17 protein-coding genes, 1 tRNA gene and 1 riboswitch are annotated in these 20,182 nt (G+C 70.4%); of the genes, 6 read left to right on the top strand and 12 right to left on the bottom strand.

The features are described 5' to 3' along the window. Window positions 1–42: 42 nt before the first annotated feature. Together N5875_RS23530 and N5875_RS23525 are read left to right on the top strand one after the other, a co-directional pair. On the top strand, window positions 43–1,263 hold the full coding sequence (locus tag N5875_RS23530) for an acetyl-CoA C-acetyltransferase (protein WP_318210157.1): 1,221 nt from the start codon (window positions 43–45) through the stop codon (window positions 1,261–1,263). Window positions 1,264–1,537: 274 nt separating this feature from the next. Continuing rightward, window positions 1,538–2,389: a hypothetical protein gene (locus N5875_RS23525; RefSeq protein WP_338495740.1), complete on the top strand. Its 852-nt coding sequence runs from the start codon at window positions 1,538–1,540 to the stop codon at window positions 2,387–2,389. A 57-nt stretch (window positions 2,390–2,446) separates the two neighbouring features. Here the strand turns inward: N5875_RS23525 and N5875_RS23520 are convergent, their stop codons facing one another. After that, the gene (locus N5875_RS23520; RefSeq protein WP_229313735.1) at window positions 2,447–2,776 is read right to left on the bottom strand and encodes a hypothetical protein; all 330 of its coding nucleotides are present in this window, start codon (window positions 2,774–2,776) and stop codon (window positions 2,447–2,449) included. A 118-nt stretch (window positions 2,777–2,894) separates the two neighbouring features. Between N5875_RS23520 and N5875_RS23515 the strand changes: the two genes are divergently transcribed. Next, window positions 2,895–3,125: a DUF4287 domain-containing protein gene (locus tag N5875_RS23515; RefSeq protein ID WP_030315254.1), complete on the top strand. Its 231-nt coding sequence runs from the start codon at window positions 2,895–2,897 to the stop codon at window positions 3,123–3,125. Between the two features lie 85 nt (window positions 3,126–3,210). On the opposite strand, the gene N5875_RS23510 is transcribed toward N5875_RS23515, so the two are convergent. Together N5875_RS23510 and N5875_RS23505 are read right to left on the bottom strand one after the other, a co-directional pair. After that, a complete protein-coding gene (locus N5875_RS23510) occupies window positions 3,211–4,113 on the bottom strand; it encodes a Bax inhibitor-1/YccA family protein (RefSeq protein ID WP_318210159.1) in 903 nt (300 codons plus the stop codon). A gap of 153 nt (window positions 4,114–4,266) precedes the next feature. Further along, window positions 4,267–4,351, bottom strand: a tRNA-Leu gene (locus N5875_RS23505). A 374-nt stretch (window positions 4,352–4,725) separates the two neighbouring features. Between N5875_RS23505 and N5875_RS23500 the strand changes: the two genes are divergently transcribed. Then, the gene (locus N5875_RS23500) at window positions 4,726–5,496 is read left to right on the top strand and encodes an ABC transporter ATP-binding protein (RefSeq protein ID WP_318210160.1); all 771 of its coding nucleotides are present in this window, start codon (window positions 4,726–4,728) and stop codon (window positions 5,494–5,496) included. A gap of 60 nt (window positions 5,497–5,556) precedes the next feature. After that, complete coding sequence (locus tag N5875_RS23495) at window positions 5,557–8,088, top strand: FtsX-like permease family protein (protein WP_318210161.1); 2,532 nt, start codon at window positions 5,557–5,559, stop codon at window positions 8,086–8,088. Between the two features lie 58 nt (window positions 8,089–8,146). Here the strand turns inward: N5875_RS23495 and N5875_RS23490 are convergent, their stop codons facing one another. The 9 genes from N5875_RS23490 to N5875_RS23450 all read right to left on the bottom strand — a co-directional run bounded on the left by N5875_RS23490 (window position 8,147) and on the right by N5875_RS23450 (window position 18,835). Further along, window positions 8,147–9,466, bottom strand: a complete 1,320-nt coding sequence (locus N5875_RS23490; protein ID WP_318210162.1) for a cyclopropane-fatty-acyl-phospholipid synthase family protein — start codon at window positions 9,464–9,466, stop codon at window positions 8,147–8,149. Window positions 9,467–9,697: 231 nt separating this feature from the next. Next, window positions 9,698–11,077 (bottom strand): NAD(P)/FAD-dependent oxidoreductase, encoded by a 1,380-nt coding sequence (locus N5875_RS23485; RefSeq protein ID WP_318210163.1) that lies wholly within the window; start codon window positions 11,075–11,077, stop codon window positions 9,698–9,700. A 369-nt stretch (window positions 11,078–11,446) separates the two neighbouring features. Next, window positions 11,447–12,361 (bottom strand): Ppx/GppA phosphatase family protein, encoded by a 915-nt coding sequence (locus N5875_RS23480; protein ID WP_338495735.1) that lies wholly within the window; start codon window positions 12,359–12,361, stop codon window positions 11,447–11,449. Next, window positions 12,358–12,897 (bottom strand): DUF501 domain-containing protein, encoded by a 540-nt coding sequence (locus N5875_RS23475; RefSeq protein ID WP_318210165.1) that lies wholly within the window; start codon window positions 12,895–12,897, stop codon window positions 12,358–12,360. The genes N5875_RS23480 and N5875_RS23475 overlap by 4 nt, the downstream gene beginning before the upstream one ends. Window positions 12,898–12,929: 32 nt before the next feature. Beyond that, window positions 12,930–13,400: a septum formation initiator family protein gene (locus tag N5875_RS23470; RefSeq protein ID WP_015034100.1), complete on the bottom strand. Its 471-nt coding sequence runs from the start codon at window positions 13,398–13,400 to the stop codon at window positions 12,930–12,932. 90 nt (window positions 13,401–13,490) lie between these two features. Beyond that, the gene (eno, locus tag N5875_RS23465; RefSeq protein ID WP_055599385.1) at window positions 13,491–14,777 is read right to left on the bottom strand and encodes a phosphopyruvate hydratase; all 1,287 of its coding nucleotides are present in this window, start codon (window positions 14,775–14,777) and stop codon (window positions 13,491–13,493) included. Window positions 14,778–15,088: 311 nt separating this feature from the next. After that, entirely contained in the window at window positions 15,089–15,817 is a 729-nt protein-coding gene (locus N5875_RS23460; protein WP_338495726.1) for a transglycosylase family protein, read from the bottom strand. 3 nt (window positions 15,818–15,820) lie between these two features. Continuing rightward, window positions 15,821–15,994: riboswitch (cyclic di-AMP (ydaO/yuaA leader) on the bottom strand. 258 nt (window positions 15,995–16,252) lie between these two features. After that, a complete protein-coding gene (locus N5875_RS23455) occupies window positions 16,253–17,377 on the bottom strand; it encodes a transglycosylase family protein (protein WP_338495724.1) in 1,125 nt (374 codons plus the stop codon). A 150-nt stretch (window positions 17,378–17,527) separates the two neighbouring features. Then, window positions 17,528–18,835, bottom strand: a complete 1,308-nt coding sequence (locus tag N5875_RS23450) for a cytochrome P450 (RefSeq protein ID WP_318210168.1) — start codon at window positions 18,833–18,835, stop codon at window positions 17,528–17,530. Window positions 18,836–18,931: 96 nt separating this feature from the next. Between N5875_RS23450 and N5875_RS23445 the strand changes: the two genes are divergently transcribed. Then, window positions 18,932–20,131 carry a globin domain-containing protein gene (locus N5875_RS23445; RefSeq protein ID WP_318210169.1) on the top strand — a complete coding sequence of 400 codons (1,200 nt, stop codon included), beginning with the start codon at window positions 18,932–18,934 and terminating at the stop codon, window positions 20,129–20,131. Window positions 20,132–20,182 lie beyond the last annotated feature (51 nt).

Genomic DNA, 20,182 nt, shown 5'->3' with positions numbered 1-20,182 from the left:
TTCCCTTTCAGTCCGCCCACTCCGCACCCTCATGGAGCCGTGATGCCCGAAGCCGTGATCGTCTCGACCGCCCGCTCGCCCATCGGCCGGGCCTTCAAGGGCTCCCTGAAGGACCTGCGGCCGGACGACCTCACCGCGACCATCGTCCAGGCCGCCCTGGCCAAGGTGCCGGAGCTCGACCCGCGCGACATCGACGACCTGATGCTGGGCTGCGGTCTGCCCGGCGGCGAGCAGGGCAACAACCTGGGCCGCATCGTGGCCGTGCAGATGGGCATGGACCACCTGCCGGGCTGCACGATCACCCGCTACTGCTCCTCCTCGCTGCAGACCTCCCGCATGGCGCTGCACGCGATCAAGGCGGGCGAGGGCGACGTCTTCATCTCGGCCGGTGTCGAGATGGTGTCCCGCTTCGTGAAGGGCAACTCGGACTCGCTGCCCGACACGCACAACCCGTTCTTCGCCGAGGCCGAGGCCCGTACCGCCGAGGTCGCCGCCTCCGAGGGCTCCACGTGGCACGACCCGCGCGAGGACGGCATCGTCCCCGACGCGTACATCGCCATGGGCCAGACCGCGGAGAACCTGGCCCGGATGAAGGGCATCAGCCGCCAGGAGATGGACGAGTTCGGCGTCCGGTCGCAGAACCTCGCCGAGCAGGCCATCAAGAACGGCTTCTGGGAGCGCGAGATCACCCCGGTGACGCTCCCGGACGGCACCGTCGTCTCCGCGGACGACGGCCCGCGCGCCGGCGTCACCCTGGAGGGCGTGCAGGGCCTCAAGCCGGTCTTCCGCCCCGACGGCCTGGTCACCGCCGCCAACTGCTGCCCGCTGAACGACGGCGCCGCCGCGCTCGTGATCATGTCGGACACGAAGGCCCGCGAGCTCGGCCTGACCCCGCTCGCCCGCATCGTCTCCACCGGCGTCTCCGGCCTCTCCCCCGAGATCATGGGCCTCGGCCCGGTCGAGGCCTCGAAGCAGGCCCTCAAGCGCGCCGGCCTGACCATCGGCGACATCGACCTGGCCGAGATCAACGAGGCCTTCGCGGCCCAGGTGATCCCGTCCTACCAGGACCTGGGCCTGGACCTGGACAAGGTGAACGTCAACGGCGGCGCCATCGCCGTCGGCCACCCCTTCGGCATGACCGGCGCCCGGATCACCGGCACGCTGATCAACAGCCTCCAGTTCCACGACAAGCAGTTCGGCCTGGAGACCATGTGCGTCGGTGGCGGCCAGGGCATGGCCATGGTGATCGAGCGCCTCTCGTAGGACCGAGCGCCTGCCGTAGGACAGGAGTGCGCCGGGGCGCGTCTCCTCGTACCGAGGCCTCCAACCGCACCGCGTCCGAGCCGTGACCGAATCTCCCCCAGGATGTGACCTACGTCCCGGGGGAGTTCGTTTTCCCAGGTCAGAGCCGTTTCGGGACTAAACGCCTGGCAGAAATACCTGTCCAATTCGTGACGTAATGCACTGACAGCGAGCCCCACCCCAGGACAAGCTGATGTAGAAGTCGGGGGATCGACTCGGAATCGGGAGTACGTCAGTGAGCGCCATGCCTCTTGCCCTGCTGCTGACCACGGCCGCTGCCACGGCCGTGGGCGCTGCCGCCCTGCACGCCGTCCACGGTCTCCGCAAGCAGGTCACCGACCTGCGGAGCGAGCTGGCGGCCGGACACGGCGCAACGGTGCCCGCGGCCCGCGCCACGCCCGCCGCCGAGATACGGGCCGCGGTCGCGGAGGCGCTGGCCGAGGAGCGCGAGCGCGAGCTCGCCGAGGCGCGCGCCTTCTGGGCCGCGCAGGAGGCCCGCGACGCGGCCGACGCCCCGTCCCTGCTCGGCGGCCTCGGCAGCCCGGCCGACGACGGCACCTTCTTCGTCCCGCGCCAGGCCGACTTCGTGGGCCTTGAGGCAATGGCCCTGGAGGCCATGGAGGCGGAGGCGGCCGCGCTCGACGGCGTCGACGCGCTGGACGCCCTCGACCCGGTCGACGCCCTGGAGGAGTACCCGGAGGACTCGGCCGAGCTGGCCGCGGCCCGCCGCCGGCACCCCTCGCACCCGGACTTCGTGCCGGTGCAGACCCCCGTCGTCACCGACCACGAGCGGACGGTGGCCCGCCTCGAGGAGCTGGCCGACACCGCCACGGCGCTGACCGACGTGCGTCCGGGTCCGCTCGGCACGCTCGACGTGTACGTCTTCGCGGACGGCACGACGCTCTGCATGACCCCGGGGCACCGCGAGACCGCGGAGCGCCTGGCGGAGGCCCTGCGCTCCGGTCGTACGCCGGTGCTGCTCGGCGGCTCGGGCGTCTCGGGCGCCTTCGCCCTCACCTTCTCGTACGGCGAGGCGGACGACGAGAACGTCTACATCCTGGCGGACCGCGTCATCGCCTCGCTGTAACCCCTCCGGGGCCCCTGGGGCCCCCTGGCGGCCCTGTCACAGCCCCGAGCGCTCGCTTCACAGCCCCGAGCGCTCCGCCGCCTCACGGACCAGACCCACGGCCTCCGCCAGCTCCCCCTCACGGGAGTCGGCCGGGGCCGTTCGCAGGATTTCGGCCAGATCGTTCCCGGCGACGACCAGCTGGTCGGCCACGGTGAAGACCCCCGCGTCCGGCATGGTCCTCGGCTCCCGCTCCGGGTCCTCGGCACGCTGGGCGCGCACCGCGAGCTCGCGGGCGAGGGCCAGTCCCTCGGCCGCCGCACCGCGCTGGAGGCGGCTCTGCGGGGCGGCCCGCAACCGGTCGGCGAAGCGTTCGACGGCGGCGGTCAGTTCACTCGTATCGCGCACCCCGCGACCCTACGCGCCGTCCCGGCCCTCTTGCCAACGGGCGACCACTTGGGCACGGTGACGTGAAGAAGTGCCAGGAGTACGAGGAGCACACGGTACGACGCGTCCGGAGGCGCCGATGTCCCACACATTCTCCGAAGAGACCCACCGCAACATGCTGGCCCGCATCCCGGGCCGCACCGGCCGTGAGATCGCCGACTGGATGCGCACCGTCGAGGAGGGCCCCTCCCTCCTCCGTTTCGAGGAGCGGGTGAGCTGGCTCCGCGGGGCCCATGAGCTGGCGTACGGCCACGCGAAGGCGATCCTGCACGAGTACGACCTGCGGCGGGCGGCCCGGAGACTGCTCTGAGGCCCGGGCTCGGCCACTACGACGGAACGCGGAAGGGCCCGCCCGGCACGAAGCCGGACGGGCCCTTCCCCCGAGTCGGGACGCGTCAGTCGTCGCCCTGCAGGATCGACAGCAGACGCAGCATCTCCAGGTAGATCCACACCAGGGTCATGGTGAGACCGAAGGCGGCCAGCCAGGCCTCCTCGCGCGGCGCGCCGTACGTCACGCCGTCCTCGACCTGCTTGAAGTCGAGGGCGAGGAAGCAGGCGCCCAGGATGATGCCGATGACACCGAAGAGGATGCCGAGGCCACCGCTGCGGAAGCCGAGGCCGTCACCGCCGGCGAAGACGGCGAACAGCAGGTTGGTCACCATGAGGAGCATGAAGCCCATCGCGGCGGCCATCACGAAGCCGTAGAAGCGCCGGTTGACCCGGATCCAGCCCATCTTGTAGGCGATCAGGACGCCGGCGAAGACCGCCATCGTGCCGAGGACCGCCTGGATGACCACGCCGTCGGCGATGTACGTCGACACGGCGGCCGAGATCACTCCGAGGAAGACGCCCTCGAAGGCCGCGTAGCTCAGGATGAGCGCCGGCGACGGCTTGCGCTTGAAGGACTGCACCAGCGACAGCACCAGGGCGACCAGGGCGGCGCCGATGGCGATGCCGTAGGACTTGCCCAGGTTGGCGGGGTCGACCGGCAGGAGCAGCCAGGACAGGACGGCGGTGAGCACGACCGTACCGAGCGTCATGGCCGTGCGGCTCACGACGTCGTCGATCGTCATCACGTTGCCGCGGGCCTGCTGCGGGGCGCCGAGCTGCGTGTCCTGCGGGGCGTACGGGTTGGTGGCGTACGGGTTCGTCGCGCCCTCGGCATACGGGTTGCCGGTGGCGTACGGGTTGGTTCCGACGGCGGGGCCCCCGGCCTGCGGCTGCTGGCCGTTGAAGCCCGCCGTGCCGTTGTCGCGGCTGAACCCCCGTCGCGAGAAGACCGGGTTGCTGCTCCTCATCTCACTCCTCCATGGCGTGCCGCACGCGCGCGGCCTCGCGTCAAGAGTAATGCGTAGGCAAAAGAAACTCTCTAGTGCTCGGGGAGGATCTTTTCCCGTACGTTTTCGATCTTCGCGCGGCGCCGGGCCGCAGGTGTGTCACCTGGGCCCGGGTGGTGCCCGGAACCGGACTCGAACCGGTACGGCCCGAAGGCCAGCGAGGTTTAAGCTCGCCGTGTCTGCATTCCACCATCCGGGCGTCGCGAAGCTCCGCGTTGGCACATGAGCCTATCGGGGCGCTTCCCTCGTTCAGCGGAACATCCTCCCGATGTTGTCTTATTTTATTGACGTCTGAGGGTGCGTCAGCGCAGGTGGGAGCCGTTTCGCCGAACTGTGACAGGGGTCGCAGGCGCAAAGCCGCACCCCCCGGAATGACGAAAAGTCGTCGCACGTCTGTCACGTCGGCGCGAACCCGTCTCTCAGGGCCGCCGTCATACCTCAGGAGGAGGATCGGGGCCCCCGGTCCGACTCGAGACTGCCCCGGGAACGGGCATGTGGGCGGACGATCCGAGCAGGAACGCTCGACACGATGGAGGGGTTCCCGCAGAAGCCCCGCAGTGACAGGAGTCCCTCGTGACCACCACCCCCACCGTGTCCCGCGCCACCGCGGTGGCCGCCCGCGCCACGGATCTCTCCAAGGTCTACGGACACGGCGAGACCCAGGTGGTCGCGCTCGACCACGTCACCGTCGACTTCCGCCAGGGCGAGTTCACCGCGATCATGGGCCCCTCCGGCTCCGGCAAGTCGACGCTCATGCACTGCGTCGCCGGCCTCGACTCCTTCTCCTCCGGCTCGGTCCGGCTCGGCGAGACGGAGCTCTCCACCCTCAAGGACAAGCAGCTCACCCAGCTCCGCCGGGACAAGATCGGCTTCATCTTCCAGGCCTTCAACCTGCTGCCGACGCTGACGGCCCTGGAGAACATCACGCTGCCGATGGACATCGCCGGCCGCAAGCCCGACAAGCAGTGGGTCCAGCAGGTCATCGACATGCTCGGGCTCTCCGCCCGGCTCAGCCACCGCCCCACCGAACTCTCCGGCGGCCAGCAGCAGCGGGTGGCCGTGGCCCGCGCCCTCGCCTCCCGCCCCGAGATCATCTTCGGTGACGAGCCCACCGGAAACCTGGACTCCCGCTCGGGCGCCGAGGTCCTCGGCTTCCTGCGCAACTCCGTCCGCGAGCTGGGCCAGACCGTCGTCATGGTCACCCACGACCCGGTCGCCGCCTCCTACGCGGACCGCGTGATCTTCCTCGCCGACGGCCGGATCGTCGACGAGATGCTGCACCCGACGGCGGACGGCGTGCTCGACCGCATGAAGGCCTTCGACGCCAAGGGCCGTACGAGCTGACGCCGTAGCGCGGCCTCCGACCCCTCCGTCCGTCCTCCCCCTTTCCTTCAGGACACACCCATGTTCCGTACCGCCCTGCGCAACGTGCTCGCGCACAAGGCGAGACTGCTGATGACCGTCCTCGCCGTGATGCTCGGCGTGGCCTTCGTCTCCGGCACCCTCGTCTTCACCGACACCCTCTCCCAGGCCTTCCGCAACCAGTCCGCGAAGAGCTACGACGACGTGGCCGTCTCCGTCGAGATGTACCCGAACCCGGAGGAGGCCCAGAAGACCCCCGGCCTCTCCGGACAGGTCGTCGACAAGGTCGCGAAGCTCGACGGCGTCGCCTCCGTCACCCCCCGCGTCGACGGCTTCGCCGGTGTCCCCGACAAGGACGGCAAGCTGATCGGCGTCGGCTGGTCCAACAAGGGCACCAACTTCGCCCCCGGCAAGGACGGCAAGGACCGCGCGTACGCCTTCACCACCGGGAACGGCCCGGCCTCGGCCGGCCAGATCGCCCTCGACAAGGACACCGCCGACAAGGGCGGCTACAAGGTCGGCGACACCGTCCGCGTGGCCACCAACGGCCCGGTGAAGGAGTACGAGCTCTCCGGCGTCTTCACCACCGAGGACGGTGCCGTCAACGCCGGCGGCAGCCTCGTCGTCTTCGACACCGCCGTCGCCCAGAAGCTCTACCTGAAGCCCGGCTACTTCCAGAACCTGGCCGTCACCGCCACCCCCGGCACCGACGCCGACAAGCTCCTCGACGAGGTCCTGAAGGTCGTCCCGAAGGCCGCCACCGCGCAGACCGGCGAGGCCCTCGCCGAGCAGCAGGCCAAGGACATCGAGGCCGGTCTCGGCGCCCTCAACCAGGTGCTCCTCGGCTTCGCGGGCATCGCGCTCTTCGTCGGGATCTTCCTGATCTCCAACACCTTCACCATGCTGGTCGCGCAGCGCACCAAGGAACTGGCCCTGATGCGCGCCGTCGGCGCCTCGCGCAAGCAGATCACCCGCTCCGTCCTCGCCGAGGCCGGTCTGGTCGGACTGCTCGCCTCGGCCGTCGGCTACGTCCTCGGCATCGGTCTCGCCGTCGCGCTCCGCTCGGGCATGAACGCCTTCGACCTGAAGATCCCGGACGGCGACCTCGTCCTCGGCGCCACCCCGGCCGTCTCCGCCTTCGCCGTCGGCGTCCTGATCACCATGCTCGCCGCCTGGCTGCCCGGCCGCCGCGCCGCGAAGATCCCGCCGGTCGCCGCCATGAGCAGCGTCCACGCCACCGCGAGCACCAAGTCGCTCGTCGTCCGCAACTCCATCGGCGCGGCGCTCACAGCCCTCGGTGCCGTGCTCATCGTCCTCGGTGCCGGCCAGGGCGGCGACGACGGCCGCATGCTCATCGCGGGCGGCGCGTTCGTCACCCTCATCGGTGTGATCGTGCTGATCCCGTTCCTGTCCCGGCCCGTGATCGCCGTGATCCGCCCCGCCTTCGTGGGCCTCTTCGGGGTCTCCGGCAAGCTCGCCGGCCTGAACGCGGTCCGCAACCCGCGCCGCACCGGCGCCACCGCCTCCGCGCTCGCCATCGGTCTGACCCTCGTCACCGGCCTCTCGGTGCTCGGCGCCACGGTCGGCGCGGCCCTGGACAAGATGACGACCGACCAGATCAAGGCCGACTACATGGTCTCCATGGCCAGCGGCACCAGCCTCAGCCAGGAGGCTCTGACCGCCCTGGAGAAGGCCCCGGGCGTCACCGCGGTCTCCCCGCAGCAGAACGGCGCCTTCGAACTCAAGGGCTCCTACGTCTCGGCCTCCGGCGTCACCCCGGGCGACATCGAGAAGGTCCTCAAGCTCGACGTCGTGAACGGCTCGATGGCCTCCCTCGGCCAGGGCAAGATCGCCGTCGACGACAAGACCGCGGCCACGCGCGGCCTGAAGGTCGGCGACACCGTCCCGGTCGAGTGGCTCGACAAGCAGAAGGGCAAGCTCACCGTCGGCGCGGTCTACAAGGGCAGCGAGTTCGTCTCGCCGGTCCTGATCGACACCAAGCTGGTCAGCGCGCACGACGATCAGGCGGGCATCCAGCAGATCTTCGTCTCGACGGAGGGTGGCCCGAGCGCCGCCCACGAGAAGGCCCTGTCGAAGGCCATGGGCGACAACCCGGCGATCACGGTGATGGACCAGAAGGACATCCGTGACCTGTTCGGCGGCCAGATCAACATGCTCCTGAACATCGTCTACGGCCTGCTCGCGATGGCCCTGGTGATCGCGGTCCTCGGCGTCGTCAACACCCTCGCGATGTCGGTGTTCGAGCGTCAGCAGGAGATCGGCATGCTGCGCGCGATCGGTCTCGACCGGCGCCGGGTGAAGCGGATGGTCCGTCTGGAGGCCGTGGTCATCTCGGTGTTCGGCGCGGTCGTCGGCATCGGTCTCGGCTCGTTCCTCGGCTGGGCGATCGGTGAGACGTTCAAGAGCAGCCTGCCGGGCTACGCCCTGGTCCTGCCCTGGGACCGGATCGGGATCTTCCTGGTCCTGGCCGGCCTGGTCGGCGTCCTCGCCTCCCTGTGGCCGGCCCGGAGCGCGGCGAAGCTGAACATGCTCGCCGCCATCAAGACCGAGTAGAGCCGCTCGTACGACGCCGAGGGCCGGGTTCCGTGAGAACCCGGCCCTCGGCCGTGCCTCAGGCCTTCTCGTTCCAGACGCGCGGCCGCAGCGCCGTGCCGCTCTTCCCCGACAGCGGGGTCTTCACGGCGAGGAACTGGTTCACGCCGATCCGGTTGCGCTCGAAGGAGACGGCGGAGGCCGCCATGTAGAGCCGCCAGATCCTCGCCCGGCCCGGTGAGGTGAGCCGGACCGCCCGGTCCCACTCCCGCTCCAGGTTGGCCACCCAGCGGCGCAGGGTGAGCGCGTAGTGCTCGCGGATCGCCTCCACGTCCCTGACCTCGAAGCCGGCGTCCTCCAGGGTGCTCAGCGTGCGGCCCATGGGGGCGAGTTCGCCGTCGGGGAAGACGTACGCGTCGATGAAGGGGTCGACCTCGTACGCCTCCTCGTCGGGCTCGGGGCGCCGGGAGATCTGGTGGTTGAGGAGCCGTCCGCCGGGCTTGAGGAGCCCGTACAGGATGTCGGCGTACTCCCGGTACCGGACGGCGCCGACGTGCTCGGCCATGCCGATCGAGGAGATCGCGTCGTACGGGCCGTCCGTGACGTCGCGGTAGTCCTGGACGCGGATCTCGATCAGGTCGGTCAGGCCCTCGTCGGCGATCCGCTTGCGGGCGTACGCGGCCTGTTCGCGGGAGAGGGTGATGCCGACGACCCTGGCCCCGTACTCCCGGGCGGCGTGGAGGGCCATGGAGCCCCATCCGCAGCCCACGTCGAGGAGCCGGTCGCCCGCCTTCAGGTTCAGCTTGCGGGCGATGAGGTCCAGCTTGTCGCGCTGGGCGTCCTCCAGGGTCGCGTCGGGGCCGTCGGAGGCCCAGTACGCGCACGAGTAGACCATCGACGGGCCGAGGACCAGCTCGTAGAAGTCGTTGCCCACGTCGTAGTGGTGACTGATCGCCTGCTTGTCGCGGCGCCGGGTGTGCCGGCCGCCGCTGCGGCCGCGCATCTCCTCGGCCGGCGGCTGCGGCGGCAGCGGCGGACCGGCCAGCCTCAGCAGGGCGCCTGCGGCGGCCCGCAGCCTGGGATCGCGTACGGAGTCCCGTACGGCCGTGACGCGGCCCCTGGTGTCCGCCGCTCGCTCCCACAGCAGGCCCGAGAGCCCGTCGAGCAGCGCGTACAGGTCTCCCTCGACGTCCAGCTCCCCGGCCACCCAGGCGCGGGCCATGCCCAGTTCGCCGGGCTTCCAGATCATCCTCCGCAGGGCGCGGCGATCGCGGACGATCAGGACGGGGCCGCCCACTGGGCCGGCTTCACTGCCGTCCCAGGCTCGCAGTCGTACCGGGAGCGGTCCGCCCAGCAGCTCCTCGGCGAGACTCGTCAGCCGCGACGCGGCGTCGGCCATGATGCACACCTCCGTGATCTCGTGCCCCAGAAATGCTCGTCACCAAGGGAACACCGTCCGTAGGCGTTTGCAGTCCCGGCACAGCGCAATCAGTCGGCAAAACACGCGAAGGGCCGTCCGCACCACGGATGGCGGACGGCCCTTTTACGGCCTTGCGTGCACTGCTGGTACTGCGTGTACTGCTGGTACTGCGTGTACTGGTGGTGCTGCGTGTACTGCGGACTGCGGGTGTTACGAGGCCTTGGCCTTCTCCTGCGCCGGGGCGGCCGGCGCGGGGGCGGGCTTGGCGGCCTCGTAGAACTCCTCGCGCGGCGTCTCGATGGCGCCGAGGGAGACGACCTCACGCTTGAGGAACATCGCGAGGGTCCAGTCGGCGAAGACGCGGATCTTGCGGTTCCAGGTCGGCATCGCCATGCCGTGGTAGCCACGGTGCATGTACCAGGCGAGACGGCCCTTGAGCTTGATCTTCACCTTGCCCATGACGATCATCGCGACGCCCTTGTGCAGACCGAGTCCGGCCACCGCGCCCTTGTTGGCGTGGCTGTACTCCTTCTGCGGGAAGCCGCGCATGCCGGCCACCACGTTGTCGCCGAGGACCTTGGCCTGGCGCAGGGCGTGCTGGGCGTTCGGCGGGCACCAGGCGTTCGGGTTGCCCGCCTTGCGGCCGACCATGTCCGGGACCTGGGCGTTGTCGCCCGCGGCCCACGCGTAGTCGAGGCCGTTGATCTGGAGCTTCTCGTTGCAGTCCACGTGGCCGCGGGGGCCGAGCGGCAGACCGAAGCGGGAGAGCGCCGGGTTCGGCTTCACGCCGGCGGTCCACACGATCGTGTTGGAGTCGACCTCGAGGCCGTTCTTCAGCACGACGTGGCCGTCGACGCAGGAGTCCATGGAGGTCTCGAGGTAGATCTCGATCCCGCGGCTCTCCAGGTGCTCCTTGCCGTACTGGCCGAGCTTGGGGCCCACCTCGGGAAGGATCTTGTCGGCCGCGTCGACCAGGACGAAGCGCATGTCCTCGCGCGACACGTTCTGGTAGTACTTCGCGGCGTCCCGGGCCAGGTCCTCGACCTCACCGATGGTCTCCGCGCCGGCGAAGCCGCCGCCCACGAAGACGAAGGTCAGCGCCTTGCGGCGGACCTCCTCGTCGGTGGTCGAGTCGGCCTTGTCGAGCTGCTCGAGGACGTGGTTGCGCAGGCCGATGGCCTCCTCGATGCCCTTCATACCGATGCCCTGCTCGGCGAGGCCGGGGATCGGGAAGGTACGGGAGACGGCGCCCATCGCGATGACGAGGAAGTCGAAAGGCAGCTCGTACGCCTCGCCGACGAGCGGCGCGATCGTGGCGACCTTGCGGTCCTGGTCGATGGTGGTGACCCGGCCGGTGAGCACCTCGGCTCCGCGCACGACGCGTCGCAGCGGGACGACGACGTGGCGCGGCGAGATGCTGCCGGCGGCGGCTTCGGGGAGGAAGGGCTGGTAGGTCATGTACGACCGCGGGTCGACGACCGTGACGGTCGCCTCCGCGTAGCGCATCTTCTTGAGGATGCGCCGAGCTGCGTACAGGCCTACGTACCCGCCGCCTACTACGAGGATCCTGGGACGCTCCGTGGTGCTCATGAGATCGAGTATCCACCCCTCCTGAGGGGGGTGCTCGTGCGCCCCTTCACAAGCTCTCCGGACACCTCTGCTACACTCCGCCGCCCACGTGATCCATGTCATGGTGCTGCAAAGGAACCGGGGTGCAGGGGCGAACGTTGTTCACCCCTTGTGAACTGGCCCGGAGAGCCTCCGTTAACGCTGAACCACGGGGGCCGTTCACGCGATGGAAACAACGAGCGAATCGGCCTCCGCGCCTGCGAAAGGGCCCTGGGGCGCCCCCCGGAAGGCCCAAAGACCCCCTTCGGGCGCCACCAGGGCCCTTTTCCTTGTGAAGAACTTCACGAACTTTCCCGACGACATGTCGCCGAGGGCGTCGATAGGTGCCCGCTATGACACGGATAGGGCGATCCCATCGAGGATGTCGTGCTCGCTGACGACGACCTCGTGGGCTCCGACCCGCTCGACGATCTCCCTCAGGACGATGGCACCGGCGATGATCACGTCGACCCGGCCGGGGTGGATGACGGAGATCGCGGCCCGCTCGGCGTGGGTCGAGGCGAGCAGCCGGTCGGTGACCTCGGCGACCTGGGCGGCGGTGATCCGGGCGTGGTGGATCTTCTCGGAGTCGTACTCCGGGAGACCCAGGGCGATGGCGGCGACCGTGGTGACCGATCCGGCGAGCCCGACGAGGGTCTCGGCGGTGTCGATCGGGACGGTCTCGGCGGCCAGGTCGAGCGCGGCCCGGACGTCGGCGCGGATCGCGTCGGCCTCCTCGGCGGTCGGCGGGTCGTGCCGGACGTGCCGCTCGGTGAGCCGGACGCAGCCGATGTCGACGGAGCGGGCGGCCTCGACGTGCCGGTTGCCGACCACGAACTCGGTCGAGCCGCCGCCGATGTCCACGACCAGACGGCGGTCGTCGCCGTGCAGCTCGCCGGTGGCGCCGGTGAAGGAGAACTCCGCCTCCTGGTCGCCGGTGATGACCTCGGGCTCGACGCCGAGGATCTCCACGACCCCGTTCACGAAGTCCTGGCGGTTCTCGGCGTCGCGGGAGGCGGAGGTGGCGACGAAGCGCAGCTTCTCGGCGCCCAGTTCCTCGATGACCTCGGCGTACGCGCGGCAGGCGGCGAAGGTCCGCTCCAGCGCCTCGGGCGCGAGCCGGCCGGTCTTGTCGACGCCCTGCCCGAGCCGGACGATCGTCATCCGCCGGTCCAGCTCGACGAGGTCACCCGTCTCGGGGTGGATGTCGGCGACGAGGAGGCGGATGGAGTTCGTACCGCAGTCGATTCCGGCGACCCGGGTCATTCGGCGGACTTCCCCTCGTCGGAGCACGGCGTGACACAGGGGCCCTTCGCCCACCACTCCGGCAGCATCGCGAGCGCCTCGTCGCCGAACGGGTTCACGCCCGGTCCGGCGGCCAGCGAGTGGCCGACGAGGACGTGCAGGCACTTCACGCGGTCCGGCATGCCGCCGGCGCTCGGGAAGCCCTCCAGGACCTCGATCGCGTCACGGCGCGCGATGTAGTCCTCGTGCGCGGCGCGGTAGGCGGCGGCGAGCTCCGGGTCGGTGGCGAGCCGGGCCTGCATCTCCTTCATGACCCCGTTGGCCTCCAGGGTCCCGATGGCCGAGGCCGCCCGGGGGCAGGTCAGGTAGTACGTGGTCGGGAACGGCGTGCCGTCGGGGAGCCGGGGCGCGGTCTCGACCACGTCCGGGTTGCCGCACGGGCAGCGGTGCGCGATGGCGCGCAGGCCGCGGGGCGGCCGGCCGAGCTGGAGCTCGAAGGCGGCGATGTCCTTCTCGGTGGGCTCGGTGCGTTCGGTCTGCGGAGGGGGCGTTTCCATGTCTGCCTTGCTCGTCTGGTGCGGAGGAGGGGTCAGGGGCGGTCGGCGTGGTCGACGCCGTCCCAGAGGTTGTCGTACCAGGGGCGGTCCGCCGCGCCCTGGTCGCCGCGGGGCCGTTGCTCCGCGTCGGGGTCGTTCACGGTGAAGCCGGTCTCGCCGGGCAGCACGTAGTGGAGGTGCTCGCGGGCGAGGCGGCGGACGTAGGCCGGGTCCTGGAGGCGGGCCTTCTCGTCCCTGAGTTCCTCGACCCGGCGGGCGGCCTCGGCGGCCCTGCGCTCCTGCTCGGCGATCTCGCCCTGCTGGGAGACGTAGCTCCGCATCGGGTAGGCGAGTGCCACGACGAGGGAGCAGACGACCAGGGCGAGGAAGGCCGCGCGGCCGGTGAGCCGGGAGCGGCGGGCCTGGCGGCGGGTCTGGGAGCGGTAGACACGGGCGGCGGTCTGCTCGCCGAGCAGTCTGATCCGGGTCGCGGTGGAGAACCGGTCCCGGTCCTTCGCGGCCATGTCGTGTCGCCTCCCCTGTTCACGCGGACGTCCCCGCACACGGTACGGGACCGAGTACGGGGACGTACGGAACTACCGGGTGTGACGCTGTCAGCCCTTGAAGCGCGGGAAGGCGCTGCGGCCGGCGTAGACCGCGGCGTCGTCGAGGATCTCCTCGATGCGCAGCAGCTGGTTGTACTTGGCGACGCGGTCCGAGCGGGCCGGGGCGCCGGTCTTGATCTGACCGCAGTTCACGGCGACCGCGAGGTCGGCGATGGTGACGTCCTCGGTCTCGCCGGAGCGGTGGGACATCATGCACTTGAAGCCGTTGCGCTGGGCGAGCTCGACGGCGTCGAGGGTCTCGGTCAGCGAGCCGATCTGGTTGACCTTGACCAGGAGGGCGTTCGCGGTGCCCTCCTCGATGCCACGGGCCAGACGCTCCGGGTTGGTGACGAAGAGGTCGTCGCCGACGATCTGGACCTTGGAGCCCAGCTTGTCGGTGAGGACCTTCCAGCCGGCCCAGTCGTCCTCGTACAGCGGGTCCTCGATGGAGACCATCGGGTAGGCGGAGACGAGCTCCTCGTAGTACTCGGTCATCTCGGCGGCCGAGCGGGACTTGCCCTCGAACTCGTACTTGCCGTCCTTGTAGAACTCGGACGCGGCCACGTCGAGCGCGAGCGCGACGTCGGAGCCCGGGGTGTAGCCGGCCTCCTTGATGGCCTCGACGATGAGGTCGAGGGCGGCGCGGTTCGACTCGAGGTTCGGCGCGAAGCCGCCCTCGTCGCCGAGGCCGGTGGAGAGGCCCTTGCGCTTCAGCACGGCCTTGAGGGTGTGGTAGATCTCGGCGCCCCAGCGGAGGGCCTCGGAGAAGGACTCCGCGCCGATCGGGGCGATCATGAACTCCTGGATGTCCACGTTGGAGTCGGCGTGCGACCCACCGTTGAGGATGTTCATCATCGGAACGGGCAGCAGGTGCGCGTTCGGGCCGCCGAGGTAGCGGAAGAGCGGGAGGTCCGAGGCCTCGGACGCGGCGTGCGCGACGGCGAGGGAGACGCCGAGGATGGCGTTGGCGCCGAGGGAGCCCTTGTTCTCGGTGGCGTCCAGGTCGAACATGGCCTGGTCGATCAGGCGCTGCTCGGTGGCGTCGTAGCCGACGAGCTCCGGGCCGATCTGCTCGATGACGGCGAGGACGGCCTTCTCGACACCCTTGCCCAGGTAGCGGTTCGGGTCACCGTCGCGAAGCTCGATGGCCTCGAACGCACCGGTGGAGGCGCCGGACGGAACAGCAGCACGACCGGTGCTGCCGTCGTCGAGGCCGACCTCGACCTCGACCGTGGGGTTGCCTCGGGAGTCCAGGATTTCCCGGGCTACGACGACGTCGATGGACGGCACGAGCATCTCCTTTTTGGGATGTGACGCTGGATGTGACGCAAGGTCGGTGCAGGGTCGCTTGGCCTTGCGACAAGAGCCTAACCGGCTCGGGGGCTCCGGCCAGCCGGGCGCCCGCCCGCTGGGACGAAAAAGGACCCGAGGGCATGCATCTCGGGACGAAGGACCCCAGATCTACCAGTCGGTAACCACGGAGTCCTCCTGAAACGGGGGAACCCCGGCCCGACGCGCACGGGGGAGAGACGCGTCGGGCCGGGGTGGTCACCGCGGGAGGGTCGGAGGGTCCGCGTGAGCCGCCGGACTCACGCGGGCCGCCGGGCTCACTTCAGGTGAAGCTGCTGGCCCGGGTAGATGAGGTCGGCGTTGTCGACGACGTCGTCGTTCAGCTCGAAGAGCTCGGCCCAGCCGCCCTTGACGCCGTGCGCCTGGGCGATCTTGCTGAGGGTGTCGCCGGTCACGACCTTGTACTCGCCGTCACCCTTCTTGACCTTCTTGCCGGTCGGGGTGGTGACGGTCTTCTTCGCGGCGGCCTGCGGAGCGGCCTGCTGCTGCGTGGCCTTCTTCGGGGCCTGGCGCTGCTCGCTGCGGGTGGTCGGCTGCTCGGCCTTCCGCTCCTGCTGCGGCTGCTGCTGGGTGCTCTGCTGCGGCGCGCTCTCGGTGGCGCCACCGTCGTACGAGGCGCCGGAGAGGCCCACGCCACAGGACGGCCAGGCGCCCTTGCCCTGGCCCGCGAGGACCTTCTCGGCGATGGCTATCTGCTGGGACTTCGACGCCTGGTTGGCGGTCGAGGCGTAGGCGGTGCCGCCGTACGCGGCCCAGGTGGAGGCCGAGAACTGCAGGCCGCCGTAGTAGCCGTTGCCCGTGTTGATCGACCAGTTGCCGCCGGACTCGCACTGGGCGACGCGGTCCCACTCGGAGGCCGTGGCGGCCGAGGCGGTGCCCGCGGTCATCAGCGGGGCGGCCACGGCGACACCGGTGACGCCGACGAGCGTGGCGACCTGGGTGGCCTTGGAGGGACGGCGGTGTTTGCCCTTGCCGGAAAACAGCATGGAGATTCTCCTCACCGACGCCTGTGAGGTGAGCTGTCGGGTTCGGGCCGGAAAGTTGCCCGGCCGCGTGTCCTAGCACGCGGCTTCACCCCAAGCCGATCGTCGGCCGTCTGTCTCAACGGCCGGGGCCGGCACTTACCTTGGGTCCCCCACTCCTGCCTTCGGCGCTTGCGCGACGACTGTTCCCATCGGCCGACGGCAGGATTCGGCGTTTCGGTCGACGGGGCCCGCGGTGGCGAGCGGTGACGACCGTAGACACAGACCCACCGGAAGTTCAAAGAGGCGTATTGCGGAAATAACGCCCCTACTTGCCTTCCGATGGGGGGTGTTTGTGCAGGTGAGAGGTGACGGGAGCAAAGTTTGCGGGCGTGACACGCCAGTTGGGGCGAAGAGACCCATGTCTCACTTGCCCAGAACCGGACATACGCCCCCGAATCACTCCGCCGACGCGGTCGAACCGTTCGTCAGGTCGAGAGCCTGACCAGGGAGGATGAAGTCCGGATCGAGGCCCACGGTCTGCCGGTTGGCGTCGTAGAGGGCGGTCCAGCCCCCGGGGAGTTCGTTCTCCTGTGCAATGTCGGACAGATTGTCGCCCGGCTGCACGAGATAGGAGCCCGAGTTGCCCTGACTGTCAGTTGCGTCCGTTTCCTTCGAAGCGTCAGCCGGCGCCGCCTTCGGGGGCTTTTCGGTCAGGTTGTTGTCCGATGAAGCATGTCTACCCGATTCAGCGGAACTGTCCGGGTTGCCGGTTTCCTCCGGCGCGGCGTCACCCCGGTGCTTCCCGGTTCCGGGAGTGGCCGACGACACGTCATCCGTCGGCGCACCGGGCTCGGTGGCCCCCGGCGCGTCAGGGGTGCCGGGCGTACCCGGCGTACCCGGCGTAAGGGATGTATCGGGCGTGCCCGGAGTGGTGGGCACGGTCGGGTGGCTCGGGTCGGTCGACACGGAGGGGCTCGCCGGGGTGGTCGGCGTGACGGGAGCGGTCGGCGAGACGGGCGTGGCGGGCGCGGTCGGCGAAGCCGTCCCCGTGCCCTTCTTCGCGTCCTCGGACCCCTTCGCCCCCTCGGCGGCCTCCGAGGTCTCCTCGGAGGTCCCGGGCAGACCCGTGGTCCAGTTCGACTCGGGAACCGGCCCCGTGGGGGCCTTGGGGACGCTCGCGGGACCGGGGTCCACGCCCGGCGACGTGCCGTCGTTCGTCAGGCCGGCGATCGGCGCGCAGGTGGCCCACTCGTTGGAGCCCTTGGCAAGGGCCTTCTCGGCCACCGCGATCTGCTGGGCGCGACTGGCCAGATCGGGGCTGGGCGCGTACGTCAGGCCACCGTTCCGCTCCCAGCTGTCCTGGGTGAACTGGAGCCCGCCGTACATGCCGTTGCCGAAGTTGGCGCTCCACTGGCCGCCGGACTCGCATTCGGCGACCCGGTCCCAGGTGGCTGCGTCGGCCGCGGAGGCGGACCCGGTGGCGAGCAGCGGCAGCGCCATGGCGGAGCCGGTCACACCCGCGGCGACGACGATTGCGGGGGCCTGACGGGGGCGACGGTGACGTCCGTTCCCGGAACGCATAGGAGCGCCTTTCGCGTGACGACTAGGAGGGCGAGCCCAGTTGCCGCACATGGCCGAATTACTCAACCACGTTGACGAACCGAGCTGACGGGGAAGGTAGCCGTATTCGAACGCTCATCACAAGTCGATGCACCCGCGATCACGCGAAGATCACAGTTCTGACGGCTCGTCACTTTGTGGGAGTCGTACGGAAGGGGAGAACTCCACCGGAAGCGTGCGCAATCCGCGCATGATGAGCCCTCCGCGCCACCGCAGTTCCTCCGGATCGGCGGCAAGTCGCAGGTCCGGCAGCCGCGTCAGCAGGGTGGCGAGCGCGGTCTGCCCCTCCAGCCGCGCGAGCGGCGCTCCCAGGCAGTAGTGGATGCCGTGCCCGTACCCGAGGTGCTGGTTGTCGCGCCGGGCCAGGTCCAGGGTGTCCGGCCCGTCGAACCGCTCCGGGTCCCGGTCGGCGGCGGCGAGCACCACGAGCACGGGGTCGCCCGCCGGGATGTCCTGCCCGCCGAGGGTCAGCGGCTCGGTCGCGTACCGCCAGGTGGCCATCTCCACCGGCCCGTCGTACCGCAGCAGCTCCTCGATCCCGGTCTCCAGGAGCCCGGTCTCCCCCGCCGCGATCGACGCCTGGAGCAGCTCGCGCTGCTCGGGGTGGCGCAGGAGCTGGTACATGCCGTTGCCGATGAGGTTGACGGTCGTCTCGAAGCCGGCGAAGAGCAGGATGAAGGCCATGGCGGCGGCCTCGTTCTCGGTGAGGTGCTCGCCGTGGTCGGAGGCCTTGATGAGCCCCGAGATGAGGTCGTCCCCGGGCGCCTCGCGCTTGCGGTGGATCAACTCCGCGAGATAGCCGCGCATCTTCTTCACCGACCGCGCGACCCCGCCGCGCGGCCCCCCGCCGTGCCGGATCATCATCCCGGCCCAGTCGCGGAAGTCGTCCTGGTCCTCCTCGGGAACGCCGAGCAGGTCGCAGATCGCGTAGATGGGGAGCGGGAAGGCGAACTCGTGGATGAGGTCCGCGCTCCCCTTCTCCACGAAGGAGTCGATGAGCCGGTCGGTCAGCTCCTGTACGCGCGGGGTGAACTCGGCGACCCGGCGCGGCGTGAAGGCCTTCGAGACGAGCCGCCGCAGCCGGGTGTGGTCCGGCGGGTCGATGTTGAGCAGATGCGTCATCAGCTCGGCCTTGCGCTCGCCCGGGATGCCCGTCTTGCCCTTGGCGTGCGGGGACTCCTCGTGGTGCGCGGGGTTCTTGGAGAGCCGCTGGTCGGCGAGGGCCTGCCGGGCATCCCCGTACCGCGTCACCAGCCAGGCCTCGACCCCGCTGGGCAGCGTCGTCCGGTGCACGGGCGCGTGCTCACGGAGCCAGGCGTACGCGGGGTACGGATCGCTCGCGAACTCCCAGGTGAAGAGCTCGGGCGCGGGGGACGACACGGGGCAGGACGCGGGACCGGTTCCGGGGGTGGTGCTCACTCCCCGACCGTACAGGGCGGTCCGGAAGGTGCCGTCTGTCGGATCCTGTGATCAAGAAGGGGGTGGTGCCCTAGATTCTTGTCAGTGGATCCTCAGATGCTCAGAAGCACGTTCGCGGTCGTCGAGAGACGGGCCGAACACGCCGTCACCTTCTTCTACTCGCATCTTTTCTGGAACAACCCCGCCCTGCGGGAGCTGTTCCCCGAGGACATGCAGCCCCAGCGGGACCGGCTCTTCGCCGCGCTCACCCATGTGGTGACGCATCTGGAGTCCCCGGGGCTCGCCGCGTACCTGGGGCAGCTGGGCCGCGACCACCGCAAGTTCCTCGCCTCCCCCGCGCTCTACGCCGCCGTCGGGTCGAGCCTGCTCGCCGCCTTCGCGCACGCCGCCGGGGCCGCCTGGAACCTGGAGGCCGAGAAGGCCTGGACCGAGGCGTACGGGCACGTCGCCGATCTGATGCTGGCAGGCGCCGAGGAGGCGGCCGGGGCCGGGGAGCCGGCCTGGTGGGACGCGGACGTCGTCCGGCACGAGCGGTACGGCGAGGACCTGGCCGTCCTCACCCTGCGGCCCCGGCAGCCGCTCCCCTTCCTCCCCGGGCAGTACGTCAGCGTCAGCTCGCTGCGCGTCCCGCGCGTCTGGCGCACCTACTCCCTCGCGGACGCGCCCCGACCCGACGGCACGGTCGAGCTCCATGTGAGCCGGATCCCGGGCGGCGCGATGAGCACGGCACTCGTCGACCTGACGGGTCCGGGCGAGACGCTGCGGCTGAGCGCGCCCGGCGGCGGCCTCACCGCGTGCACCGAGCCGGGCGGACTCCGTACCTATATATGCGCGGGTACGGGCTGGGCGCCTATGAAGGCGCTCCTCTCCGAGGCGGCGGAGGCCGAACCGGAGCTGAAGGGCCGGCTCTTCGTCGTGGCGCGCGCGAAGGAGTACCTGTACGGCCGGGGGGACGCGGAGCGACTGAAGAAGCGTCTCGGCGGGCTCAGCGTCACCTACATCACCTCGGCCCCCGGCCACCGCAAGGACCAGGCGACCGAACGGCTCCTCCAGGCACTGCGGGCCTGCGTCCACTGGCCCGCGCACGACGTCTACCTCGCGGGCCCGCCCGGCTTCCTGACGGAGGTCGTCGAGACACTGGTGGAACTGGGCACGGACCCGGACCGGATCCACCACGACACGCTCCAGCCCGTGGGCCGCTTCACGGCCCGCCCGAACACCGCGGCCGAACGCCTCCTGGGCCCGCCGCCCCCGCTCTGGCACAACCCGGGGGCCCGGGCACCACGCGAACCGTAGCGCCGGCCGCTCCGGCCGATCAGGCCGCTCCGACCGACCAGGCCTCTCCGA

Origin of the sequence: Streptomyces sp. SJL17-4, from assembly GCF_036826855.1 — a bacterium.
Lineage (GTDB): Bacteria > Actinomycetota > Actinomycetes > Streptomycetales > Streptomycetaceae > Streptomyces.
The sequence above is the reverse complement of the archived record's forward strand: the minus strand, read 5'-3'. Positions and strand labels throughout refer to the sequence as shown.